The organism is Haloferax sp. AS1 (assembly GCF_014530665.1).
Classification (GTDB): Archaea; Halobacteriota; Halobacteria; order Halobacteriales; family Haloferacaceae; genus Haloferax; species Haloferax volcanii.
The window spans coordinates 369,649-389,504 of sequence record NZ_SPSA01000002.1; the positions used below are offsets into that span (position 1 = coordinate 369,649).

At 55.4% G+C, this 19,856-nt stretch carries 16 protein-coding genes and 1 pseudogene; 6 read left to right on the plus strand and 11 right to left on the minus strand.

The window, feature by feature from the left end; genetic code table 11:
• Positions 1–4 precede the first annotated feature (4 nt).
• The 8 genes from E4P24_RS16455 to E4P24_RS16490 form a co-directional block, all read right to left on the minus strand.
• Positions 5–796: an SDR family NAD(P)-dependent oxidoreductase gene (locus tag E4P24_RS16455; RefSeq protein ID WP_042663427.1), complete on the minus strand. Its 792-nt coding sequence runs from the start codon at positions 794–796 to the stop codon at positions 5–7.
• A complete protein-coding gene (gene dgoD, locus E4P24_RS16460; protein ID WP_004967644.1) occupies positions 790–1,944 on the minus strand; it encodes a galactonate dehydratase in 1,155 nt (384 codons plus the stop codon). The genes E4P24_RS16455 and dgoD overlap by 7 nt, the downstream gene beginning before the upstream one ends.
• Positions 1,945–2,009: 65 nt before the next feature.
• Complete coding sequence (locus E4P24_RS16465; RefSeq protein ID WP_004967643.1) at positions 2,010–2,915, minus strand: carbohydrate ABC transporter permease; 906 nt, start codon at positions 2,913–2,915, stop codon at positions 2,010–2,012.
• 12 nt (positions 2,916–2,927) lie between these two features.
• Positions 2,928–3,758, minus strand: coding sequence for a carbohydrate ABC transporter permease (locus tag E4P24_RS16470; RefSeq protein WP_223174074.1), 831 nt, complete (start codon positions 3,756–3,758; stop codon positions 2,928–2,930).
• A gap of 96 nt (positions 3,759–3,854) precedes the next feature.
• Positions 3,855–5,210 (minus strand): extracellular solute-binding protein, encoded by a 1,356-nt coding sequence (locus E4P24_RS16475; protein ID WP_233194410.1) that lies wholly within the window; start codon positions 5,208–5,210, stop codon positions 3,855–3,857.
• Positions 5,211–5,425: 215 nt separating this feature from the next.
• Entirely contained in the window at positions 5,426–6,607 is a 1,182-nt protein-coding gene (locus tag E4P24_RS16480; RefSeq protein ID WP_004967640.1) for an ABC transporter ATP-binding protein, read from the minus strand.
• 350 nt (positions 6,608–6,957) lie between these two features.
• Positions 6,958–8,295 (minus strand): sulfatase-like hydrolase/transferase, encoded by a 1,338-nt coding sequence (locus tag E4P24_RS16485; protein ID WP_188148817.1) that lies wholly within the window; start codon positions 8,293–8,295, stop codon positions 6,958–6,960.
• Between the two features lie 96 nt (positions 8,296–8,391).
• Positions 8,392–9,177, minus strand: coding sequence for an IclR family transcriptional regulator (locus tag E4P24_RS16490; RefSeq protein WP_042663429.1), 786 nt, complete (start codon positions 9,175–9,177; stop codon positions 8,392–8,394).
• A gap of 341 nt (positions 9,178–9,518) precedes the next feature.
• On the opposite strand from E4P24_RS16490, the gene melA reads away from it, so the two are divergent.
• Positions 9,519–10,871: an alpha-galactosidase gene (melA, locus tag E4P24_RS16495; RefSeq protein WP_042663430.1), complete on the plus strand. Its 1,353-nt coding sequence runs from the start codon at positions 9,519–9,521 to the stop codon at positions 10,869–10,871.
• A 1,127-nt stretch (positions 10,872–11,998) separates the two neighbouring features.
• Here the strand turns inward: melA and E4P24_RS16500 are convergent.
• The 3 genes and pseudogenes from E4P24_RS16500 to E4P24_RS16505 form a co-directional block, all read right to left on the minus strand.
• Positions 11,999–13,255, minus strand: a complete 1,257-nt coding sequence (locus tag E4P24_RS16500; RefSeq protein ID WP_004967636.1) for a Cdc6/Cdc18 family protein — start codon at positions 13,253–13,255, stop codon at positions 11,999–12,001.
• A gap of 654 nt (positions 13,256–13,909) precedes the next feature.
• Positions 13,910–14,140, minus strand: a pseudogene (locus E4P24_RS19095) (hypothetical protein).
• Between the two features lie 283 nt (positions 14,141–14,423).
• On the minus strand, positions 14,424–15,299 hold the full coding sequence (locus E4P24_RS16505; RefSeq protein ID WP_188148818.1) for a hypothetical protein: 876 nt from the start codon (positions 15,297–15,299) through the stop codon (positions 14,424–14,426).
• Between the two features lie 196 nt (positions 15,300–15,495).
• On the opposite strand from E4P24_RS16505, the gene E4P24_RS16510 reads away from it, so the two are divergent.
• From E4P24_RS16510 to E4P24_RS16530, 5 genes are read left to right on the plus strand one after another with little or no spacing between them, the layout of a single operon-like run.
• A complete protein-coding gene (locus E4P24_RS16510) occupies positions 15,496–15,744 on the plus strand; it encodes a hypothetical protein (protein WP_008606465.1) in 249 nt (82 codons plus the stop codon).
• A gap of 4 nt (positions 15,745–15,748) precedes the next feature.
• Positions 15,749–16,162 carry a hypothetical protein gene (locus tag E4P24_RS16515; protein ID WP_008606472.1) on the plus strand — a complete coding sequence of 138 codons (414 nt, stop codon included), beginning with the start codon at positions 15,749–15,751 and terminating at the stop codon, positions 16,160–16,162.
• A gap of 29 nt (positions 16,163–16,191) precedes the next feature.
• A complete protein-coding gene (locus E4P24_RS16520) occupies positions 16,192–17,928 on the plus strand; it encodes a hypothetical protein (RefSeq protein WP_188148819.1) in 1,737 nt (578 codons plus the stop codon).
• The gene (locus tag E4P24_RS16525; protein ID WP_188148820.1) at positions 17,925–18,791 is read left to right on the plus strand and encodes a hypothetical protein; all 867 of its coding nucleotides are present in this window, start codon (positions 17,925–17,927) and stop codon (positions 18,789–18,791) included. Before E4P24_RS16520 ends, E4P24_RS16525 begins: the two co-directional genes overlap by 4 nt.
• A gap of 1 nt (position 18,792) precedes the next feature.
• Complete coding sequence (locus E4P24_RS16530) at positions 18,793–19,854, plus strand: hypothetical protein (protein ID WP_188148821.1); 1,062 nt, start codon at positions 18,793–18,795, stop codon at positions 19,852–19,854.
• Positions 19,855–19,856 lie beyond the last annotated feature (2 nt).

The following is a 19,856-nucleotide window of genomic DNA, read 5'->3' on the forward strand; positions in this document are numbered from 1 at the left end:
ACCGCTAGTAACGCTCTTTGTATTCGAGGTAGGTGTGATCCTGCATGACTGCAGTCCGACCGCCGTCAACGAGTAGACTGGTCCCAGTCACAAACGACGCCTCATCGCTGGTCAGAAAGGCCACTGTCGCGGCAACGTCCTCGGGGACGCCGATTCGACCGACTGGGTGGATTGCCTCAACACGCTCACGGTCGTCTGCGCTCAACTCCGCTTGCGTGCGTTCGACCTCGACCCATCCCGGATTGACGGTGTTGACGGTGATTCCGAGAGGACCGAGTTCGAGCGCAAGTGCACGCGTCATCCCGTTGATACCCGCCTTGACAGCATTGTAGGGGAACAGCCCAGGCATCGTCAAGAAGGCATGGTTCGAGGACATGTTGACGATAGAACCCCCGGAAGGCATGTGTTCGGCCGCGTGTTTGGCGCACAGCCAGAACGAACGGAAATCAGTCTCGACGACGAACTCCCAGTCGTCCATCGTCGCCTCGGACGCAGTCGTCTCCGTCTGGACGCCGGCGTTGTTAACAAGCACGTCGAGACGTCCGTAGCGGTCCACAGTCTCTTCGACCAGCGCCTCGATGGCCGCGGGGTCTCGCATGTCGGCCTCAATGAACGTCACTTCGCCACCGACCTCTCGGATAGTATTGACTGTCTCTTGGCCATCGGTGGCCGAACGGCCGTTGACGACGACGGTTGCACCCTCGCGGGCGAGGCGCTTTGCGACGCCCGCACCGATACCTTTCGTCGACCCCGTTACGATGGCGACCCGCCCCTCGTGTCGTTGTGAGTCTACCATTCGGCAACACTCCCATCGTCGTGTCGCCAGACCGGATTGTGCCAATCGACGTCAATTTCGGCGCGCTCACGAACGTAGTCGATGTCGATGTCGACGCCGAGACCTGGACCGTCTGGGAGGTCAACGTAGCCATCATCGTAGTCGAAGACCGAGGGATCTTCGAGGTAGTCTAGTACGTCGTTGCTCTCGTTGTAGTGGATGTCGAGGCTCTGCTCTTGAATGAGCGCGTTTGGTGCGACGGCGTCTACTTGGAGACATGAGGCGAGCGCAAGCGGACCGAGTGGGCAGTGTGGTGCCATCGCCACATCGTACGCCTCAGCCATTGCTGCGATCTTCTTCACTTCGGTGATGCCGCCAGCGTGTGAGAGGTCTGGCTGGATGACATCGACCGACTGGTCTTCGAAGACATGTTTGTAGTCCCACCGTGAATACATTCGTTCGCCGGTTGCGATGGGTGTCGATGTCTGCGCCGCAATATCCGGGAGTGCGTCGTTGTGCTCAGGGAGAACTGGTTCCTCGATGAAGAATGGCTCGTGCGGTTCGAGCGCCTTCGCCAGTCGCTTGGCCATCGGCTTCGTGACTCGCCCGTGGAAGTCGACGCCAATGTCGACCTCGGGACCGACCGCCTCTCGGACGGTTCGGAGACGGTCGACAGCGTCCGCGACAGCGCTTGGGTTGTCCACTCGTCGAATCTCCGGCGTCGCGTTCATCTTGAGCGCCGTGAACCCAGCGTCAACCTTCTCTGCGGCAGCTTCGCCGACGGCAGCGGGGCGGTCGCCACCGACCCATTGGTAGACACGAACGCGGTCCCGAACCGGGCCACCAAGGAGCTCGTAAACTGGTGCATCGAACTGTTTGCCCTTGATGTCCCATAACGCCTGGTCGATACCGGCGATTGCGGACATCAAGATTGGACCACCGCGATAGAAGCCACCGCGGTACATCGTTTGCCAGTGGTCTTCGATTCGACTCGGATCTTCGCCGAGGAGGTACGTTTCCATGAGCTCCTCAACGGCGGCCCGAACGGAGTGTGACCGGCCTTCGACGACTGGTTCTCCCCAGCCGACGATGCCATCGCTCGTCTCAATACGGAGGAATAACCACCGTGGCGGTACCTCGAACAGCTCGTAGTTAGTGATTCGTGTCATGGTGTGTATCTTAGAATATCAGTATGTCTGTGCCTCGTTCCTCGAAAGGGGTGGTGAAAACAGGATTACATCCCTTTCATCCCACCGCTGGCAAGCCCCTCGACGATGTAGCTCTGGACGAAGGCGAACAGGACGACTACAGGGACGATAGTAATCGTCGCTGCCGTCAACAGTAGTTCCCACGCGACCGTGTTCTGCGACTGGAACAGTTGGAGACCGAACGGAAGCGTTCGCGTCGCGGCTGTCTGCGACAGGATCGAGACGAGTAGGTAGTCGTTCCACGAGAGAATAAACGTGTAGAACCCCGCAACAGCGATGCCGGGCAACGACAGCGGGACGATGATACGCCAGAGAATGTCCAAGCGCGAACAGCCGTCCATCTTCGCTGCCTCGTCGAGCGATGTCGGGATATCATCGAAGTACCCTTTCAACAGCCACGTGCCTAGCGGAATCCCACCGACAGAATGCGCGATAACGATGCCGAGATACGAGTCGATGAGATTCAGCGAGAACATCAACAGGAAAAACGGGATGAGGATGAGCACGAGCGGGAGCATCTGCGTCGCGAGGAACGACAGCAGAATCGACTGCCGGCCGGGGAACTCAAATCTACTCAGTGAGTATGCCGCTAGCGTCCCGACAACGAGCGTGAGGGTAGTCGTCGAAACCGCGATGACGACTGAGTTGACGAAGTACCCCTGGAACGCCCCCGTCTGCAGAACAGTGAGGTAGTTCTCGACGGTGAGGTCACCGAGCGACGGGATGAGTTGTGGCGAGTAGAGGAACTCCTGGGATGTGAACGTCACGAGCAGCATGTACCCCACCGGAAGCAGGAGGAAGGCGAAGTACAGGCTGAGGACAGCGTACACTCCGACGAGACGACGCGGCGACATGTCGTCGGATAGCCACGCGTCGAAGCGCTGAATCAGCGAACGGTCCGAAGACGAGTGTGTGGATGAGTCAGTTGCCATTGGTCTGTTCGGTTAGTCGCGAGCCTCCAGTCTCACGTACACGACGGTGAAGGCCATCATGATGATGAGCATCACGAGTGCCATGCTCGCCCCGTATCCGAGGGCGTACTGTTCGAACGCCTGCTTGTAGATGTACGTCGACATCACCTCTGTGTTCCCGAGCGGCCCGCCGCCGGTCGAGAGATAGACGATGTCGAAGTTGTTGAACGTGAAGATGACGTGCAGCACGATCATAATCATCGACACGTACGATATCTGTGGGAGGGTGATGTATCGGAAGGCCTGCAACGGTCCTGCACCGTCAAGTCGGGCAGCCTCGTACTGGGTCTCCGGAATCGACTTCATCGCGGCCATGAGTGCAATGGCGTAGAACGGAACGTTACGCCACACGTGCATCACGACGATAAGCGGGAATGCGACACCGGGACGGCCGAACCAGTACGTCGTCTCCAACCCCAACTTCGCGAGGACGATGTTGGCCGGGCCGAAATCGGGTTGGACGAGAAATCGGAAGATGATAACCATCACGATGCCGGGAAGCACCCAGGTAATCATCGATGCGCTACGGAAGAAGCCAGCTCCAGGCACTTTCTCTTTGAGTGCCAGCGCTAATCCCAACCCGAGGAGGTACTGTAGCGAGACGGCGACGGCCGTCAGCAGAACCGTGTGCCAGAGCGCCGACTTGAACGTCGCGTCCGACAGCATCTGACCGAAGTTGCTGAGTCCGACGAACGTCATCTGCTCGGGGTTCAAAAGTGACACTTCGAAGAACGCCAGTTGGATTCCTCGAAGCGTCGGGTAGACGATGATGGCGCCGAGCATAATCACAGCCGGGAGTACCATCGCATAGCCCAACCAGGTGTCCGAGACGAACCGCTTGAACTCCGCTACGTACGGCGAGAGTGGACTAGACGAGATGTCTTGTGTGGCCATGGTGTTCTACAGTTCGCTTTCGAGTGCGGTCAGTTCCTCGTGGAGTTTCGTACCGGCCTTGTACGGGTCAGTCTTGCCGTAGGAAACCTCCTGCATAAGGCGGTAGAACGGCTCTCGGACGGGGCCCCATCCAACTTTCGCGAGTGCGCGACCAGTCTTGAACACGTCGACGAACGGTTCCCAGTTCTCGTTGTCGATGGTTGATTCCACCTCGTCGTGGACGGGTGTCATCGCGTTTCCGGGAGAGTCCTCACCCATCGCGTTCATCGTGTCTGGACTGGCGAACGTGGCGATTGCATCCCACGCGGCGTCCTTCTGGTCGCTGTGTGAGTTCATCATTATCGGTTTGACTTCGAGGAACGTCCCCTTCGAACCACCGTCACCGTAGGGGAGGTGGCCGACGCCGGTGTTCTCGTTGAGGAGCGTGGCCGTCGCATCGGTATCGTTGATGTTGGTCCCAGTCGTCCAGCCACGGAGCCACGTCCCACACTCGATAAAGGCGAACTGCCCGTTGAGGTACCCGGGGTCGTTGACCTGCCACCCGGTCCCAAGTTGGTCCGGGTTACCGAGTGGTTCGTCGGCCGCCCACACTTGGTAGTACCAGTTGTCGAAAATTTGGCCGAGCGTGTCGGCGTCGATATTCAACGCCCACGCGTCCCCCTCGGGAACGTAGAGCTGGTCCGTATGTTGATAGACGTGCGACATCCACTCTTGGAACGCTCGGACGCTGCCGTCTTTCGTACAGTTGTGGTAGGCCTGGATGCCGTCGACTTCCTTGTTGATGAGCCGACCGATTTCCTGAAACTCCTGAGCGGTCTCCGGCGGCTCCTGGCCCAACTCTTCGAGAACGTCCATCCGGTAGATGAGTGCACGGCCGTTGCCCGTGTACGGAAGCCCGTAGAGCTTCCCTTGGTACCGCATCGCGTCGAGCGCAGAGTCGACGAAGCCGTCGAAGTAATCGAGTTCTTCGACACGATCGTCAAGTGGTTCGAGATGTCCCGCCTTGATATACTCCGTCAGGTGAGCAAGGACACCCTCGATGACATCGGGATCGCCGGTCCGAGCACCCGTGAGAAACTTTTGTCGGAGATCCTCGTATGAGAACCGCCCGATAGTCAACGGTGCGTCGCCCCGAGCGTTGTAGTTCTCTTTGAACGTGTCCTTCCAGATGGGAGGTGAGTCGTCGTTGGGGAAGGTGTACTCCCAGAAGAGCACCTCATCCCCGCTTGCATCACCGCTACTGTTACTCTGGTCGGTAGCGGTGTCCCCATCGCCTCCGCCGAGTTGCCTGTCGCCTCCACTATTACCGCCACCCGTACACCCCGCGAGTGCGACGCCTGCGCCAACACCGAGGCCCTTCACGAGTGAACGCCTGCTCAAACTAGATGAGTTACTCTCTGTCATGGGATGAACCCTACAGCACACATTAGACCACCATTATTTATAATTTACTAATGGGCACATATTCCACAGACATCGGCAACGGCGGTGTTAACTACACTATCGGGAAGAGAAAGTTCGATCCAAGCGACGACGCTTCGCTAGCAGAGTGATCTACTAGTGACTGTCCCGCAGCATCACTCGGCTCCGACCTCAACGCTGCCGACGTTGTCGAGACCAACGAGTGCGTCGATATCACTAGACTCGGGTGGCTCGCGGTTCCGAAGTGTCTCGCCCGTCTTCCCGTCGAAGAGATGAATCCGGTCCTGCGGGAACTGAACGGTTAGCTGCCTCCCCGGTTCGATGACGATGTCTCCTTCGAGCGTTGCAGTATACTGCTTGCCACCGATTTGAAGGTAGACGTAGGTGACATCGCCCAGTGGTTCAGTTACCTCCACTTCCGGCGACAACGCGTTGTGTGTGCCTGCTGGAACCGCTTTGATATCTTCAGGACGGATACCTAGGGTGAACTGTTGTCCCGAGCTTTCGATATCTGCGTAGACGTCATCGTCCAATTCGTAGCTAAAGGCGTCGTGAACGAGCGTTGGCGTCTCGCCGCTCGTGTCGAGTTCGACATCGAAGAAATTCATCGACGGTGAGCCAATGAAGCCGGCGACGAACTGATTCTCCGGCTGGTGGTAGCATTCCAGCGGAGTCCCAATCTGCTGCAGTTCACCGTCGTTGAGCACGGCGATTCGGTCAGACATGGTCATTGCTTCAGTCTGGTCGTGCGTGACGTAGATAGTCGTCACGTCGAACTTCTGCTGAATTTTCTGGAGTTCCGTCCGCATCGTCGTCCGGAGTTTCGCGTCGAGGTTCGATAGCGGCTCGTCCATCAGAAACACTTCGGGTTCACGGACGATAGCACGACCAAGCGCAACGCGCTGTTGCTGCCCCCCGGAAAGGTCACCCGGCTTCTTACCGAGCAGATCATCGATACCCATCATCTCGGCCGCCTCGTGAACCCGTTTTCGAATCTCGTCCTTCGGGAGGTCAGTCGTCATCTTTAGCCCGAAAGACATGTTTTCTTCTGCAGTCATGTGCGGGTACAACGCGTAGTTCTGGAACACCATCGCCATATTCCGCGCCTTAGGCTTGTTGTCAGTAACTGCCTCGCCGTCAAGTACTAACTCACCAGATGTTGGTGTCTCGAGACCTGCGATACATCGTAGTGTCGTGGATTTCCCACAACCAGAGGGACCGACGAGAACGATGAACTCGCCGTCTTCGATCTCCACGTCGAAGTCGTCGACAGCAACGATATCTCCGCTATTGTCGTGGAACACCTTCTTGAGGTGCTGAACGTCTAGCTTACCCATACCACGTCCAAGATTGTTATTCGTGTTAAATCTTGCTCTCGTAGGAATTTCTCCGGTAAGCCCTCTCGGCAAGACAGAGGGCAAGTTCGGAGCAGTCGGCTGACTTCAGAGATTGACCCCTAAGCTGTAGCAGGCGGACTCAACGGCAGAACTCGCCCCACAATATTCTATGTTACATGAAACAGCCGCGGTTGGCAACAGTCAACTCATGGAGATGTGCCACCTGTGCCCATCTCTGGCCGATATCGATGGAATTGAGGTTTTCATATACCATGAAACTAAATCAAAGACCGTTTCGAAGACAAGCCAATTGGAGGTATCGAGGCGAAAGAACACCCAACAGAAGGGGGTCAGTAGTCCTGATATCCGGGGTTGGAGACCGGATCGATAGTCGGGTCTTCACCTTCGACATCACGGATATACTCAAGCAATCGGTCTCTGAGCCGTTCGAAGACGGCTCTGTACTCAGGCCGACCGACGAGGTTGACCTGTTCGGCGGGGTCACGCGCGAGGTTGTATAGGTATCTCTCGACGTAGTGGTCGCTCGACTTCTCTGCTTTGCCCCCGCGCCATCCGGTCAACGTCGGTGCGGAAACTCCCAGTTTCCAGCGATCCGTTCGGATTGCTCGGCCGATTTCCGAGCCACTGAGCTGGATGAACGCCTCACCCATTCTGGGGTGGTCGTTGTCGAGTAAGCTGTGGCCGTGCATCGACTCGGGAACGTCATTGCCAGCGGCGTCGAGAATCGTCGGTGCCCAGTCAACAAGGCTGACGGTCCGCTCGACGACGCGTCCAGCGTCGATTCCTGGTCCTTGAAGGACAGCCGGGACATGGACTGATGCATCGTGGCAGGTGCGCTTATACTCACCGGGCCGACTACGGAAATGGCACCCATGGTCGGATGTGAATGCAACTATCGTCTCGTCACGAACACCTGTGCGTGCAAGCGTATCAGTAAGTCGGCCAATACACTCGTCTATACGTTCGACTGCGCCGTAATAGTCCGGCAGTTCGTTGAACCAGTTTCCTGGCCGGTCACGGAGATCCGGCGGAACGTACGGGTTGTTTCTATAGCGTTCTGCGTATCCCTCAGGGGCGACGAACGTCTGCTGGTCGTTCTGGTCGTGTGGCTCCAAGAAGCCGACCATCAAGAAGAACGGTTCCGAAAGCGTCTCGATTGCGTCGATAGCGAAGTCAGCGAAGGCGTCCGCACGGTACTTATCGAACGTCACGGGCTCGCCGTTCTCGTCGAACAGCATCCCTTCCGTAGGCTGAGTCATGAACTCGGGAACATCAGCACCGATCCAGAAGTCTTCGTAGCCACCACGGTGGGACGTTGGCACCGGTTCGTCAAATGTCCCCGCCAGATGCCATGACCCGACGAAACCCGTCTCGTACCCGTTCTCAGCGAAGTAGTGTGCGAGCGTTCGTTCCCCGTCAGCAAGTGGAAGTGAGTGACGCCAAACGCCCGTCTCAGTTGCATATCGACCAGTATGAATAACCGATTGCGACGAACCACAGACCGGCTGTGGAGTAACTGCATTGTCGAATCGAAGACCCTCGGCGGCGAGTTGATCGATGTTCGGTGTGAGATCCATCGGAGAACCGTGCGCACCAACTGTGTCCCACCGGTGTTGATCGGTCACGATCATGAGGACGTTCGGTCGATCAATCGAATCATCAGCCATACGTCTGCTTTCGTTAGTTGGTATTATATATGTGTGGGCATGACCAGAATTGTGTTCGGATAGAGATTACAAGCATATGAATGTAATTTTGTCAGACTATCTGAACCGTAGTTTACTCTCGATAGAACTCACCGTACTCCCGAGTAAGTTCTTGAACTCGGACATGTCTGTCGTATCCGCATTAGGGTCGACCGGCTTTTTGATACCCACCGCACAAATAGCTTCGTCGTCATCGTCCGTAACCGGAGCGGCGACCGCATGCCACTCTTCGAACTGCTCACGACGCGAATGGGCGGCCCGTCTGTCCCGCACAGACTGCAGCTCTGACTGGAGTTCCTCTGGGTCCGAAATTGTGAACGGCGTCAGCGACGGAAGCGTCCGGTTTTCCAACCACGACTCAACAGTTTCTGTCGGTTGGTAGGCGAGAATGACTTTTCCCCCAGCGGTAGCGTGGAGGTGTGCTCGCTCACCCTCTTGATGTGGTGGAGTCGTCGCACCCGAGGGGACAATCTGGGTGAGGTAGACACCAAACCCGTGTTCTGGAACCATGAGCGTCGTCACACCTCCAGTCGTCTCGGCTAAGCTTTCGAGTGAATCGTAGGTCTGGTTATAGAGATTTCGCTGGGTGCGGGCAGCAATACCTAGTTCAAGAAATCCCAGGCCGAGACGGTACTCAGATCCATCTTTGTCGACATACTGGATCGACTGAAGCGTGTTGAGATGTTTGTAAACGGTCCCCGAGGCGAGCCCTAACTCTTCGACGAGTTGCTGGACTGTAGCACCGTCGCGGCGTTTTAGAGCCTCAATGATACGGAAACTCGTAACGGTCGTCGTCGCTAGATATCCATCGTCTTGGGCCACGTCAAAGCGGTTGGTTGTCATAGTTCAATTCACGGTATCATCACACATAGATGTTTTCATGATACGTGAAATGGCGTCACGAAAGATGTTACGGGCATTTCACCGCCATCAATCCACAAAGCCCGAAGAGAGCACCATTCTACACCATTTATACTTATTAACTATTTCACGATTCATGAAATTGATGTTCCCACAACCTGTTGTGTCGAGGTAGGGGTCGCACGCTAAGACCCATCGGGACACACTCAGACAGTACGTGTGCTACTTTACACCACACGCGTCCCTAAGCCTCGATAAGTTGTAGTAGAACTGAGGGCGGCACGGCGAAATACTTATGACAAACCCAGAGACACGTAGTAGCAATGCCAAAGATTGCCCTAATCGGAGCTGGGAGTATGGTATTTGCAAAGAAACTCATCGGCGACATCCTCTCGTTCGACGAGTTGTCTGACAGCCATATCGCGTTGATGGACATCGACAAACATCGACTCACACAGACGCAACGTGTCGCTGAGGCGATGGTTGAAAACGAAGGACTCGAAACGACTGTCTCGGCGACGCTTGACAGACGCGAAGCCCTTGAAGACGCGGACTACGTCCTCAACATGATCAACGTTGGTGGGACTGAGCCCTTCGAAAACGAGATCCGGATCCCGGAAAAATACGGAGTGAAGCAAGCAATCGGTGACACGACTGGACCGGGTGGAATCTTCCGTGGCCTTCGGACGATTCCGACACTCCTCGACCTCGCGGACGACATGGAAGAGCTGTGTCCCGATGCTCTTCTACTCAACTATACGAACCCAATGGCCATCCTCTGTAAGGCTGTCTTTGACGCGACTAACATCGAGGTCGTTGGTCTCTGTCACTCCGTCCCGCACACCGCCGAGGCAATAGCAGAGTACACAGAAACGCCACAGGACGAACTCGAGTACTGGGTCGCCGGCATCAACCACATGGCTTGGTTCCTCACCTGCGAACACGACGGAGAGAGTCTTTATCCGGCACTCAAAGAGGCCTACGACGACGAAGAGACGTACCGCAAGGACACGGTCCGTTTCGAGATGATGAAGCACTTCGGCGCGTTCCCCACGGAATCGAGCCATCATATGAGTGAGTACCTCCCGTACATCCGAACAGACGATGCACTTATCGAGGAGATGGCCGGGACGAACTTCGCCGAACGGATGCCAACCGCGACGTACCTAGAGGGATGGCTTGCGCGGTCCGAAGAGCGCGACGATCCCGAACTGGACGTCGACCTCAACGAGGTTAGTGTCGAACGTTCCGAGGAATACGCGTCCCGGCTCATCCATTCGTTGGAAACGGGAACTCAACGCCGGTTCAACCTCAACGTGTCCAACGAATCGAACGCCATCGAAAACCTCCCTGCAGACGCTTGTGTGGAAGTTCCGGTCTTCGTCGACGGTACCGGCCTTCACCCAGCTTCGGTTGGAGAGTTGCCGACACAACTTGCCGCTCTGGACCGCCAGCACTCTGCAATCTACGAACTGGCGGTGGAAGGTGCCTTAGAGGGTAACCGCGAGAAAGTCCACCAAGCAGTAAAGCTCGATCCTCTGTCAAGCGCCGCTTGTTCACTAGACGAACTACACGAGATGACCGAAGAACTCATCGAGGCAAACGCAGATTACATCCCGGACCTGGAGTGGCCGAGTAAGCAAAACCCGGAGAGAGCAGTCCCCGCAGATGACTAATCGAAACACAGCGTAACAGCGTGAGTCAGAGGCAGTACACCACTGGGTACAGTATTCCGATCGGTGGTGCGTGTCATCTCCACGCATCGGTTCTGGCTCGGAACGCAGTCCGTTGAAGTGGACCCCGGTCGACAATGTGAATCTCAGTTCGTCGGTCGGTCTGCCTGACTGGCTTCGACAGGTCAACCGCTGCAGGGTGGCCTGCCGAGGCCGATGGAACAACGGATGTGGTGACCCTTTTTGTGAAGGAGGCTACGCGTTCGAATATGTTCTACCCTCTCATGAGTCGTGGGAGGATGGTTGGATATCCCCACAGATAGAACTGTATTATATATACAAGATTATGGACATCATGATCTATTCGAGACAGTATCCAATAGAACTATCTAGGAATCTCAACTAATAGAATAGCCATAGTTAGAAATTATATTGGCTATTGTCAATCATGCATCAACTAGAATGTCTAAATAGCCACTATATTTACATAAAATTCAATTACTGAATTGGGTAAAACTCCAAGGGTTTGTTGCCAAATCTTCAACGTAATTGTATAAGTTATGAAATACACGACACAGTTCACTCTACGGAAGCTCAACTCACATTAGAATATTACATACAGTCAGGACAACGACACCAAGACTCGAATCGCCGACAATGGAATGGGGGTTCCTAGACGACGAAAAAGGTCTTGCGTCGAGTATAGATCAAAAACGTACAGTTCCGGTATGTGCCCTCAACGTAACCTCGTCGATATTTTGATTACCACTTGCTACTGCTTGGTCATGAGTTAACCAACATCGATAGGCCACATTACTACTGTTGGTTAATACGGCTACAGAGAACAATCAGCGAGCAAAAATTCCAACAAGTCACGATTTTCCAATCACCCTATCAATTGATCTAAAATATACAAATCAAGTCAGTCATCAAATAATTCGTCAGACACACCACTATTGCCAGTAAAAGCGGCAGACATAGAGAAGATCAAATATACTGGCAATAGTGGTTTAATCAATATTTCACAGATATCAGATACAATAGTAAACTCGACATCGACAGGTGAAACTGGCAATAGTGGACAGGTTATTGGCAACACTGGCAACGGAGGTCACCCCACAACAGAGGGGTTAGTCTAACGTCCCGTTCTTTTTTGCGAGTTCACGGATGCCTTCTAAATTCCCAAACTCGCTTTCCAGCGCATCCAACGCCGAAGACAACGACACGTCCAAATCATACTCGTTGTAGTTCCCTCGGCCGCCACTCGAGTCAACCAACTGCAACACACCATGGAGGTTCAGATCCGACAGGTGGTCGTGTACGCGCCGACGCTTCAGCGGCTCTTGCCCATTCTTTCTCGCAACCTTCTGGTACCGGCGATAGATTGCCTTTGTCCGTTCGGGCGTTTCTCCTCGAGCAGCCAGTTGGCACACTGTCAACAACACATGCTGCCCATGTTGTGTCAACGAATGCATCCCTTCAACGACCTGCTGGCGCTGAATCTGGAACTCCCCCTCGCGGACATGTTCCTCTGTTACAAACGCGTCCCCACCGGCCCGCGCTTCAGACTCCGCAATATCGACTGCCTTCCGTAACAGTCGGAGTGCCTGCCGGGCCGATCCAGAGTCTCGCGCTGAAAACGCGGCACACAACGGAATCACATCATCTTCCAACACATCATCATACAACGCAATCTCTGCTCGCTCGCGGAGGATGTTTTGGAGTTCGCCAGCATCGTATGGCGGGAACAAAATCTCCTCTTCGCAAAGTGTGTCTTTAACTTTCGGAGACAGATTATCGCGGAATTTGAAGTCGTTACTGATGCCGATGACGCCCAACTTCACATCCAGGTCCAATTGTGAACGTGCCCGCGGGAGCTCGTACAGAATATCATCGTCCGATCCGATGTTATCAATCTCGTCAAGGACAACCAACACGGTCCCCCCAATATCTTCTAAGTCAGCGTAGAGCTCACGAAACACGCGCTTTTGTTGATAGCCAGTCTCACTGATCGGCATCCGTGAAGACGACACATTTGTTAGTGGGTGATTTGGCTCTCGAATCTCGTTCACGAGGTTCACCGCAACCTGGTACGACGTGTTGCAGCCAGTACAGTTCAATTCGATAATATTCACGTCGACGTCGTCGTACTGGTCAGCTGATTCCTGAAGTTCTTTGAGCAGATCGTGTGTGGCCGCAGTCTTCCCGACACCCGTGACCCCATACAGAAACACGTTGTTCGGCTGCCATCCTTGAATTACCGGCCGGAGGGCTGCCGCGTATTCGTCGAGTTCAGCGTCTCGTTCCTCAAGAGTCTCAGGCTGGTAATCGTCTCGCAACACGTCGTTGTCTCGAATGATGAATGACTCCCGAGTGAACCGGCCCATGGATTGGACGATGTTGCTATGTGTGATAAAACCACGGGTGCCAGTATGACCAATAACCACACCCCCGTTGCCAGTACAGCCAATATCACGGTGGCTTATAAAAGACACTCTCTCCACCATTGCCAGTATTCTCTCGTAGGTGAGGACCGAAGTCCAAAATGAGGTAATTAACAGAGCTACCGAACTATATCTACAGTTGTACTTTACTAATTCTTTTCCAGTACGGGTTTGGTTTTACTACTATTAATATAAATTTATCGCATAACTAGTGCTGGTACGAGTAGTCTTCTACTCGTTCGAGTGGTTTTACTGGCAAAAGTGGTGTGTGTGTATTACTTAAAACGGGCGAATACTGGCAGTACTGGCAACGGGGGTCTCCCGAGAACCAACCTTTAACGAATCTACCCTTAATCTCGGGAGTTCCCATGCTTACGCCATCTTTACTGGCAATAGTGGACTGGTTATTGGCAGTACTGGCAACACCGGTGTCTCAACCAACTATCATGACGGCTGGTATGTACAATACGAGAGCGGTACTATCTGCTCAGACCAGTCTAAAACGCGAGCAGATTACAGCCATGGAAGTTGCTCTTGTCACTCATTGGGGTTGACTGGACCTTTATACTTGGACTTGATTTTGTCGCCCTCTCGCCACTACCAGTAGTAGTGTGATTGTCATTGATCTCTTTGGTCGTAATCGTCGCCTTCGTGGGGACATCATCTGGAAGGTCCTCGGGCCGTTCTTCGAACTCACCTTCCGGTTGATTTTCTTCGATACGAGTCTCGCGCTCCTTGTGTTCGACCAACTCTTCGGCATACCGGGCAACCTTTCGAAGACGATTCGGTGGGGAGATTCGTCGGCGGCGTCGGTGGTTCGTCGGACATCGGTTGCTTCCTCGTATTAACCAACACGAAGCGCTCACCGAAGATACTGTTGGTTAAGTTTATAATCAGACTTCCAGACCACTCCTTCGATCGACTTCTCTCCGCCGGGTAGAGGCGTTTTAGCCATGCAAGCGTTTATACGCTGGAAGGGTCAAGACTAGGTTGACCAATGAGTCTTGATGAGGCGGTTGACGAAGCGCTCGCGACGTACAATATGTCGCGCAGTGAAGAGGCCGAGGAAACGGGCCGAACAGTCGCCACGCTCCAAGACTAACAGAGCCGCTTAGTCGAGGTTCCGAATCTTTTCAGCGAATTCTGCTTTCGATAGCCCTGGCGTTTCCTTCAGCTCTGGATAGCCTGCGCGTTCGACAGCCTCCTCGACGAACTCGGTCCAGAGCTCTTCATGCTGCTCCGCGTAGACGACCTTCGCCTCACTCGGGTACATATCCAGCTCGTATGCAGTCAGGTCGATCTCGACTGCGTGTTTCCGTTCAAGCGTTCTCGCGCCGAAACGGTACAGGTGCTTGCAGAGGACGTTCTTCCGCCGAACGGTTAGTAGCCGCTTTGACTCGTTGATGTACTCGTTTACCCACTCTCGCCAGTCGTACGATTCTGGATCGACTTCGACGGACGTTTCCGGCATCGAGAAATCCGAGTTCAGACGTCGGAGGTAGAACTGAACTAATGCGACAGCAGTCCGGTGGTTGGCGTTCGGAAGTGCGTGTTTCAGAATCAGGTTTGAGGCGAGTCGGCCTGCAACGGCTGTTGCTGGGCCCTCCCAGACCGTCCGGTCAAGCACGTTCGGCAGCGCGTCGACATCAATTTGCTTGTATGCCTCGACGGGAACGCCCTCTTCTTCCTCGTTCTGAGCGATGAGGGCGCGGTAGATCTCGAGCAGCCGAACGACGATGGTTCTGTTGTCCTCGCTCATCTTCGCGAGTGACGCTTTGAGATCGAAGTTGATCTCACGAACAGGGCCACCATCGACACGGGACGTGTAGACGACGTAGAACGCTTCGTCAATCTCGTACTTCTGGACCTTCACAGCGACGTCGTCGTCGTAGTTGACGATATGCGAGACGACTTCAGTAGGGTCTGGATGCACGAAGTCAAGAGAGAACTGCTTGTCACCGGGATGGTGGTAGTAGACGTGGCCCATCTGGTATACTGTACTCTTTCATCAGTACATATAGTGACTACGAGAATTCTACACCGGTCTTGGATATAGATGATCATTTAGTACCTAGTTTGGCATGTCATCACACTTCATATCGGCCAGTAAATATATAATATTCCATCAATCTGATTGACATGTACGCACCGCAAGACAATCGGTGTGGAACGATACCGAACACATGATCTCCCGCTCAGTCACCGTCGAAGACATCGATGAGTTGTTCCTCAGGTGGAACGACCATCTCAACGCATCGGCCCTCTATCGGCAAGCCCTCCGCGACGAGATGCAACTTCGCGACGTTGAGCCGCACGAACTCCGCGCACAACTCACCGAAGCGCGTGAGTTGGGCTACTCGCTCGATGAGATTGCAACTATGACGAGTCGCTACGCCGACCTCCAAGCGCTCGTGTACGACCACACCGAGTGACCCCATGTCTGACTCACACTCCCCAACTGACGCTCGCTCCGCCGACCAGCAACGGCCCTCCCAATCCATCCTCCGACACGTCGCGATCGGCGGCGTCCTGTTCGCGCTCGTTGCCGTCCAGCCAGTTGCCGCACAAGACAGCGTGGTCTGCAGCGCTGAGAAATTGCCGGGGATGGTTGAGGGGTTCTTCCAGATCACGACGACGCTCGGCTTCATTGGGTTGGCAGTCATCTGGCAGGCCGATTCCCTCGCTGAGATCTTCACCGCCAGCCCCGAACAGAAAAAGCGACTCAAAGTCCACAAGCGCGCAGCACTCAAATCCGCCCTCATCTTGGCGGTGCTCGGCCCGCTGTACACCGTTGTGGCGTCGATTATGGGCCTCCCACTCGGCGACTGCGTGAACCTCACTCCCTGGTAAGCGCCCCACCAATCCACCTTTGCCCTCCCATGAAGCATCGAGTGCCCTCCGTACTGGTAGCCGCGTTGCTCGTGTCGAGTTCCATTATCGGCCTCGCCACGGCACAGCCCCCGAGACCAGGGACTGAGACAAACGGCCTCACGGAAAACGAGTCGGCGACGCTCTGGTCTCGCGATAGCGACCGCTACGTCAGCCAACAAGACTACCAGCAGCAGTACGGCGACGACCGAACGGCACTCCACCAACTCGCCAACGGGACTGATATCACGTTCACGCGCCCACCGGCAACAGCCGCGACGTGGACGCGCAACGATTTCGCGGATCTCGACGCCGGCGGACCCGACACGTCGACGTACCCGTCTCATGCGTCACTCGAAGATGGGACGTTCATCGATGATGCGCACGCGACGATTTTCGCGGTCACGCCATCGACGCGCGGCCATCTCGACGCAGGTGAGACACCGCTCTATATCGCTCCCAATGGGACGGTTCGCGGGCTCGTCGACTACCGTGTTCGCGTTCCAACTGGGACCGAAACGGGTAATCAAACCGTCGACTGGGCACTCGTCTCTCACGAGATTGAGAACACCCGTCTGAAAATCGATGGCATTCCAGTCGCAACTGCGAGTGGCACTCACACGCCAGAATTACAGTATCACACCACTCACTCGTGGGGTGCGAATCTCACGCTCGAAGCGAACATCTCCGTTCGCCTCAAGAAGACCGTTGAGACAACGGTTGGTGGCGAACCCGAGACGACAGTCAACTACCGGACGGAGACACGAACCGTCTCAGATACACTCGATACCGAAATTTACGACCTCGCGGCGTACCCCTACTACGCGCAGTACCCGAACGGGGATACTGGCGTCGCGATTTTCCAGTCCCGCCCGTGGCAGGGCTATACGCTCACCGACTCTGAGACCTCCAGAGTCCGTGGTGTGTGGCGGTTCTACACCGCTCGCAACACGAACTGGGACACACTCGTCACATCGACCGGGACGTCGACAACTACGGAACAGTCGGATGCGATTCCCGTCCGAGTTCACGCGTATCCCTCACAGATCGGGCCGCGAGCAGAGCCGGTTCGCGATGGCCCGGATATCATCGACACGTGGGGGACTGACCGGGCGTCACCCCATGAGACGATCGGCGAGAACGTGACTGTCGAGGTCGTCAACGAGTCGTACACGCCCACGTACGGATTGGCCATCCGTACGGAGACTGTTGACCGGGAGGCGCTTCGGGTGGGTGGGATCGTTCGCGGCGTGAATGCCACGATTGTCGACCCCCAAGTCGGGTCGGCGCGACAGCTTCGCGAGAGTAACCTCTCTGTTGAGCTCGTTTCGCAGACGACGTCGAACGCGACGCTTCGAGTTGAGTTGCGCGATAATCAGACGGGTGCGCCGATCGCGTCGAATGGGAGTGACCGACAGTACCCGATTGGCGGGTCGTCACACAGCGGCTACATCACGGTGGGTGACCAGCGCGTTGAGACCAACGAGAGTGGCGTCGCAATCGTCACGCTGGACGAGCCGGGGATCTACACCGCCCGCTACCACCCCGGCACGTGGCTTGGCCACGACCCAGCATATGTGGGCGACACGGCCTCCGTTCGCTGGCACCCACTCGGGACTCTCGAGGGTTGGGTTGCGTTTGTGTTCGAAGTCGGCTGGCAGGCGATTCCGTTCGTCGTGACGTTCTACGCCGGTCGCCGACTCCTCCGTATGTTTGGACCGACAGATAGCGACTACCGAAACCAATGATTCCAACCGATTCACCGATTGATAGACGTACCGTCCTCCGAACCGTTGGCGGGGCCGCCCTCGCCAGCGTTGCCGGCTGCCTCGATGGTAGCCGTAACTCGGGCACAACGACATCTGACCAGACGTCGACGACGACCGAGCGTGCTGGCCCGCTTTCACGCATCGCTGTCGAGGGGCAAGCCATCGTTGTGGAGATTGATGCTGACGCACCCGTCGAACAGGTAAACCTCATTCAGCCGAATGGAGAGCTCTTCGGGAAGCGCGGACTTGCCGCCGGCGCACGACAGGTTTCGTTCGAAATCGGGACTGCCTACGAGCCCGGTGAGTACCGTGTCGTCGCGTTGGATGGTGACGAAACTATTGCTGAGGGCTCACTTTCCATTCAACCGAACCTCAGCATCGTCGAGATGGGGATTGGGAGAAATCAGCCAGAGAAGATGTGGAACTCATCGGGTGACGAAGTTACTGATGAGGCGTTTGTGACTGTTGAGAACCGTGGAACGGGGCCAAACGCAGTCACGAAATTACTCTTCATCGGAGACGTTCCGTATCCCTCCGATGAAGAGGGGACTAATTACGCTGATGCCGATGGTGTGAGTGGTATCTACGACCCAGATGCAGATGATGAAACAGCTGCAGTAACTGTTCCTCCTGGGCAGAAACTCACTCTATACAGCTATCGGTCCCCATTCGCGTTCATTCGAGCTGAGGGCATCTCGTGCAAAAATGAACCCCAATCGGGAGAATTTGAAGTCGTTTTAGAAACGCGAGTTGACGCAAAGAAAATCTCTGAGACATACCAAGTCCAGTACTCCGCTTCAGACGAGTTCAACAACTGCGAGATTACGATTAGCGAGGCATAGGATGGTTGATCTGATTGATATCGCCTTAGAGGGATTCAAGAAGATCGTTGCTTGGGTGACGTCTCTGTTCATGCAGGGCGTGAATCAGGGGTACGAGACACTTTCTACAGAGATGTTTGGAACCCCGACTCCCGAAACTGATGGTGTGTTCGTTTTCGGGACTCCAACGAATGGCGCATGGCCGGCCATTCGAGATGCCCTCGTCGGTGGTGAGATTATGCTGATCTCGCTACTCCTGTTGCTGATGTGCGTTCAGGGGCGACACACGATGCGGATTTTCAATGTCGGGAGCGAATACAAAGCTAGACGGACGAAGAAGACTGCATGGGTTGGGGCGTGTCTTATTATCTGTTGGTACTGGGTAAGCGCCCTCGGTCTCTACATTGTTGATGGGTTTACAATCGCCCTTCTGCCGAGTTTGAGTTCACTAGGCGACGTCATGCTCAATTTTCTCCGGGAAACCGTGACCAACCCTGGTCTCAGCTTACTTTTCGCATTTGTGGGTGGTCTTTCAATGTGGGTGCTTGAAGCGCTCTACTACATTCGAGAGGTGTTGGTCCTCGTCTATGTGTACGGAATGCCGGTCGCGGTTGCTATCGCCTATGGTAATCTTCCTGTTCTTTCTGACATCGCTATGGGCTTCTGTAAGCGGTTTGTCCCTCTTGCAGTTCTCCCTCTCCCAGCAGCAGTCGTATTCAAGGGATACGATTTGCTCTATTCTGAAGGCGTTCTCACGCCAGACAGCCCATTTCTGAAGTATCTTGTCGCGACATCACTTCCGCTAATCGCGCTCTATCTCACGTGGAAGACGTTCACGTACGCGACACCCCTCACCGCGAAGGTGATTGGTGGTGCAACGCGAGGCGCAGCCCTCGTCGGCGGCGTCGCAGCCGGCGCGTATGTCGGTGGTGCTGGCGTTGCGACGACTGCCGCCCGCTGGGGGCCGAAAGCCGCCGCCGGCCAAGCCCTCGCCCAGCGGGCAGCCGCACAGCGTGACTCGGCTGATGACAGCGATGGACTGCCGTCGTACCGGCGGACCGAAAACGAACCTCGAACCCGCTAACT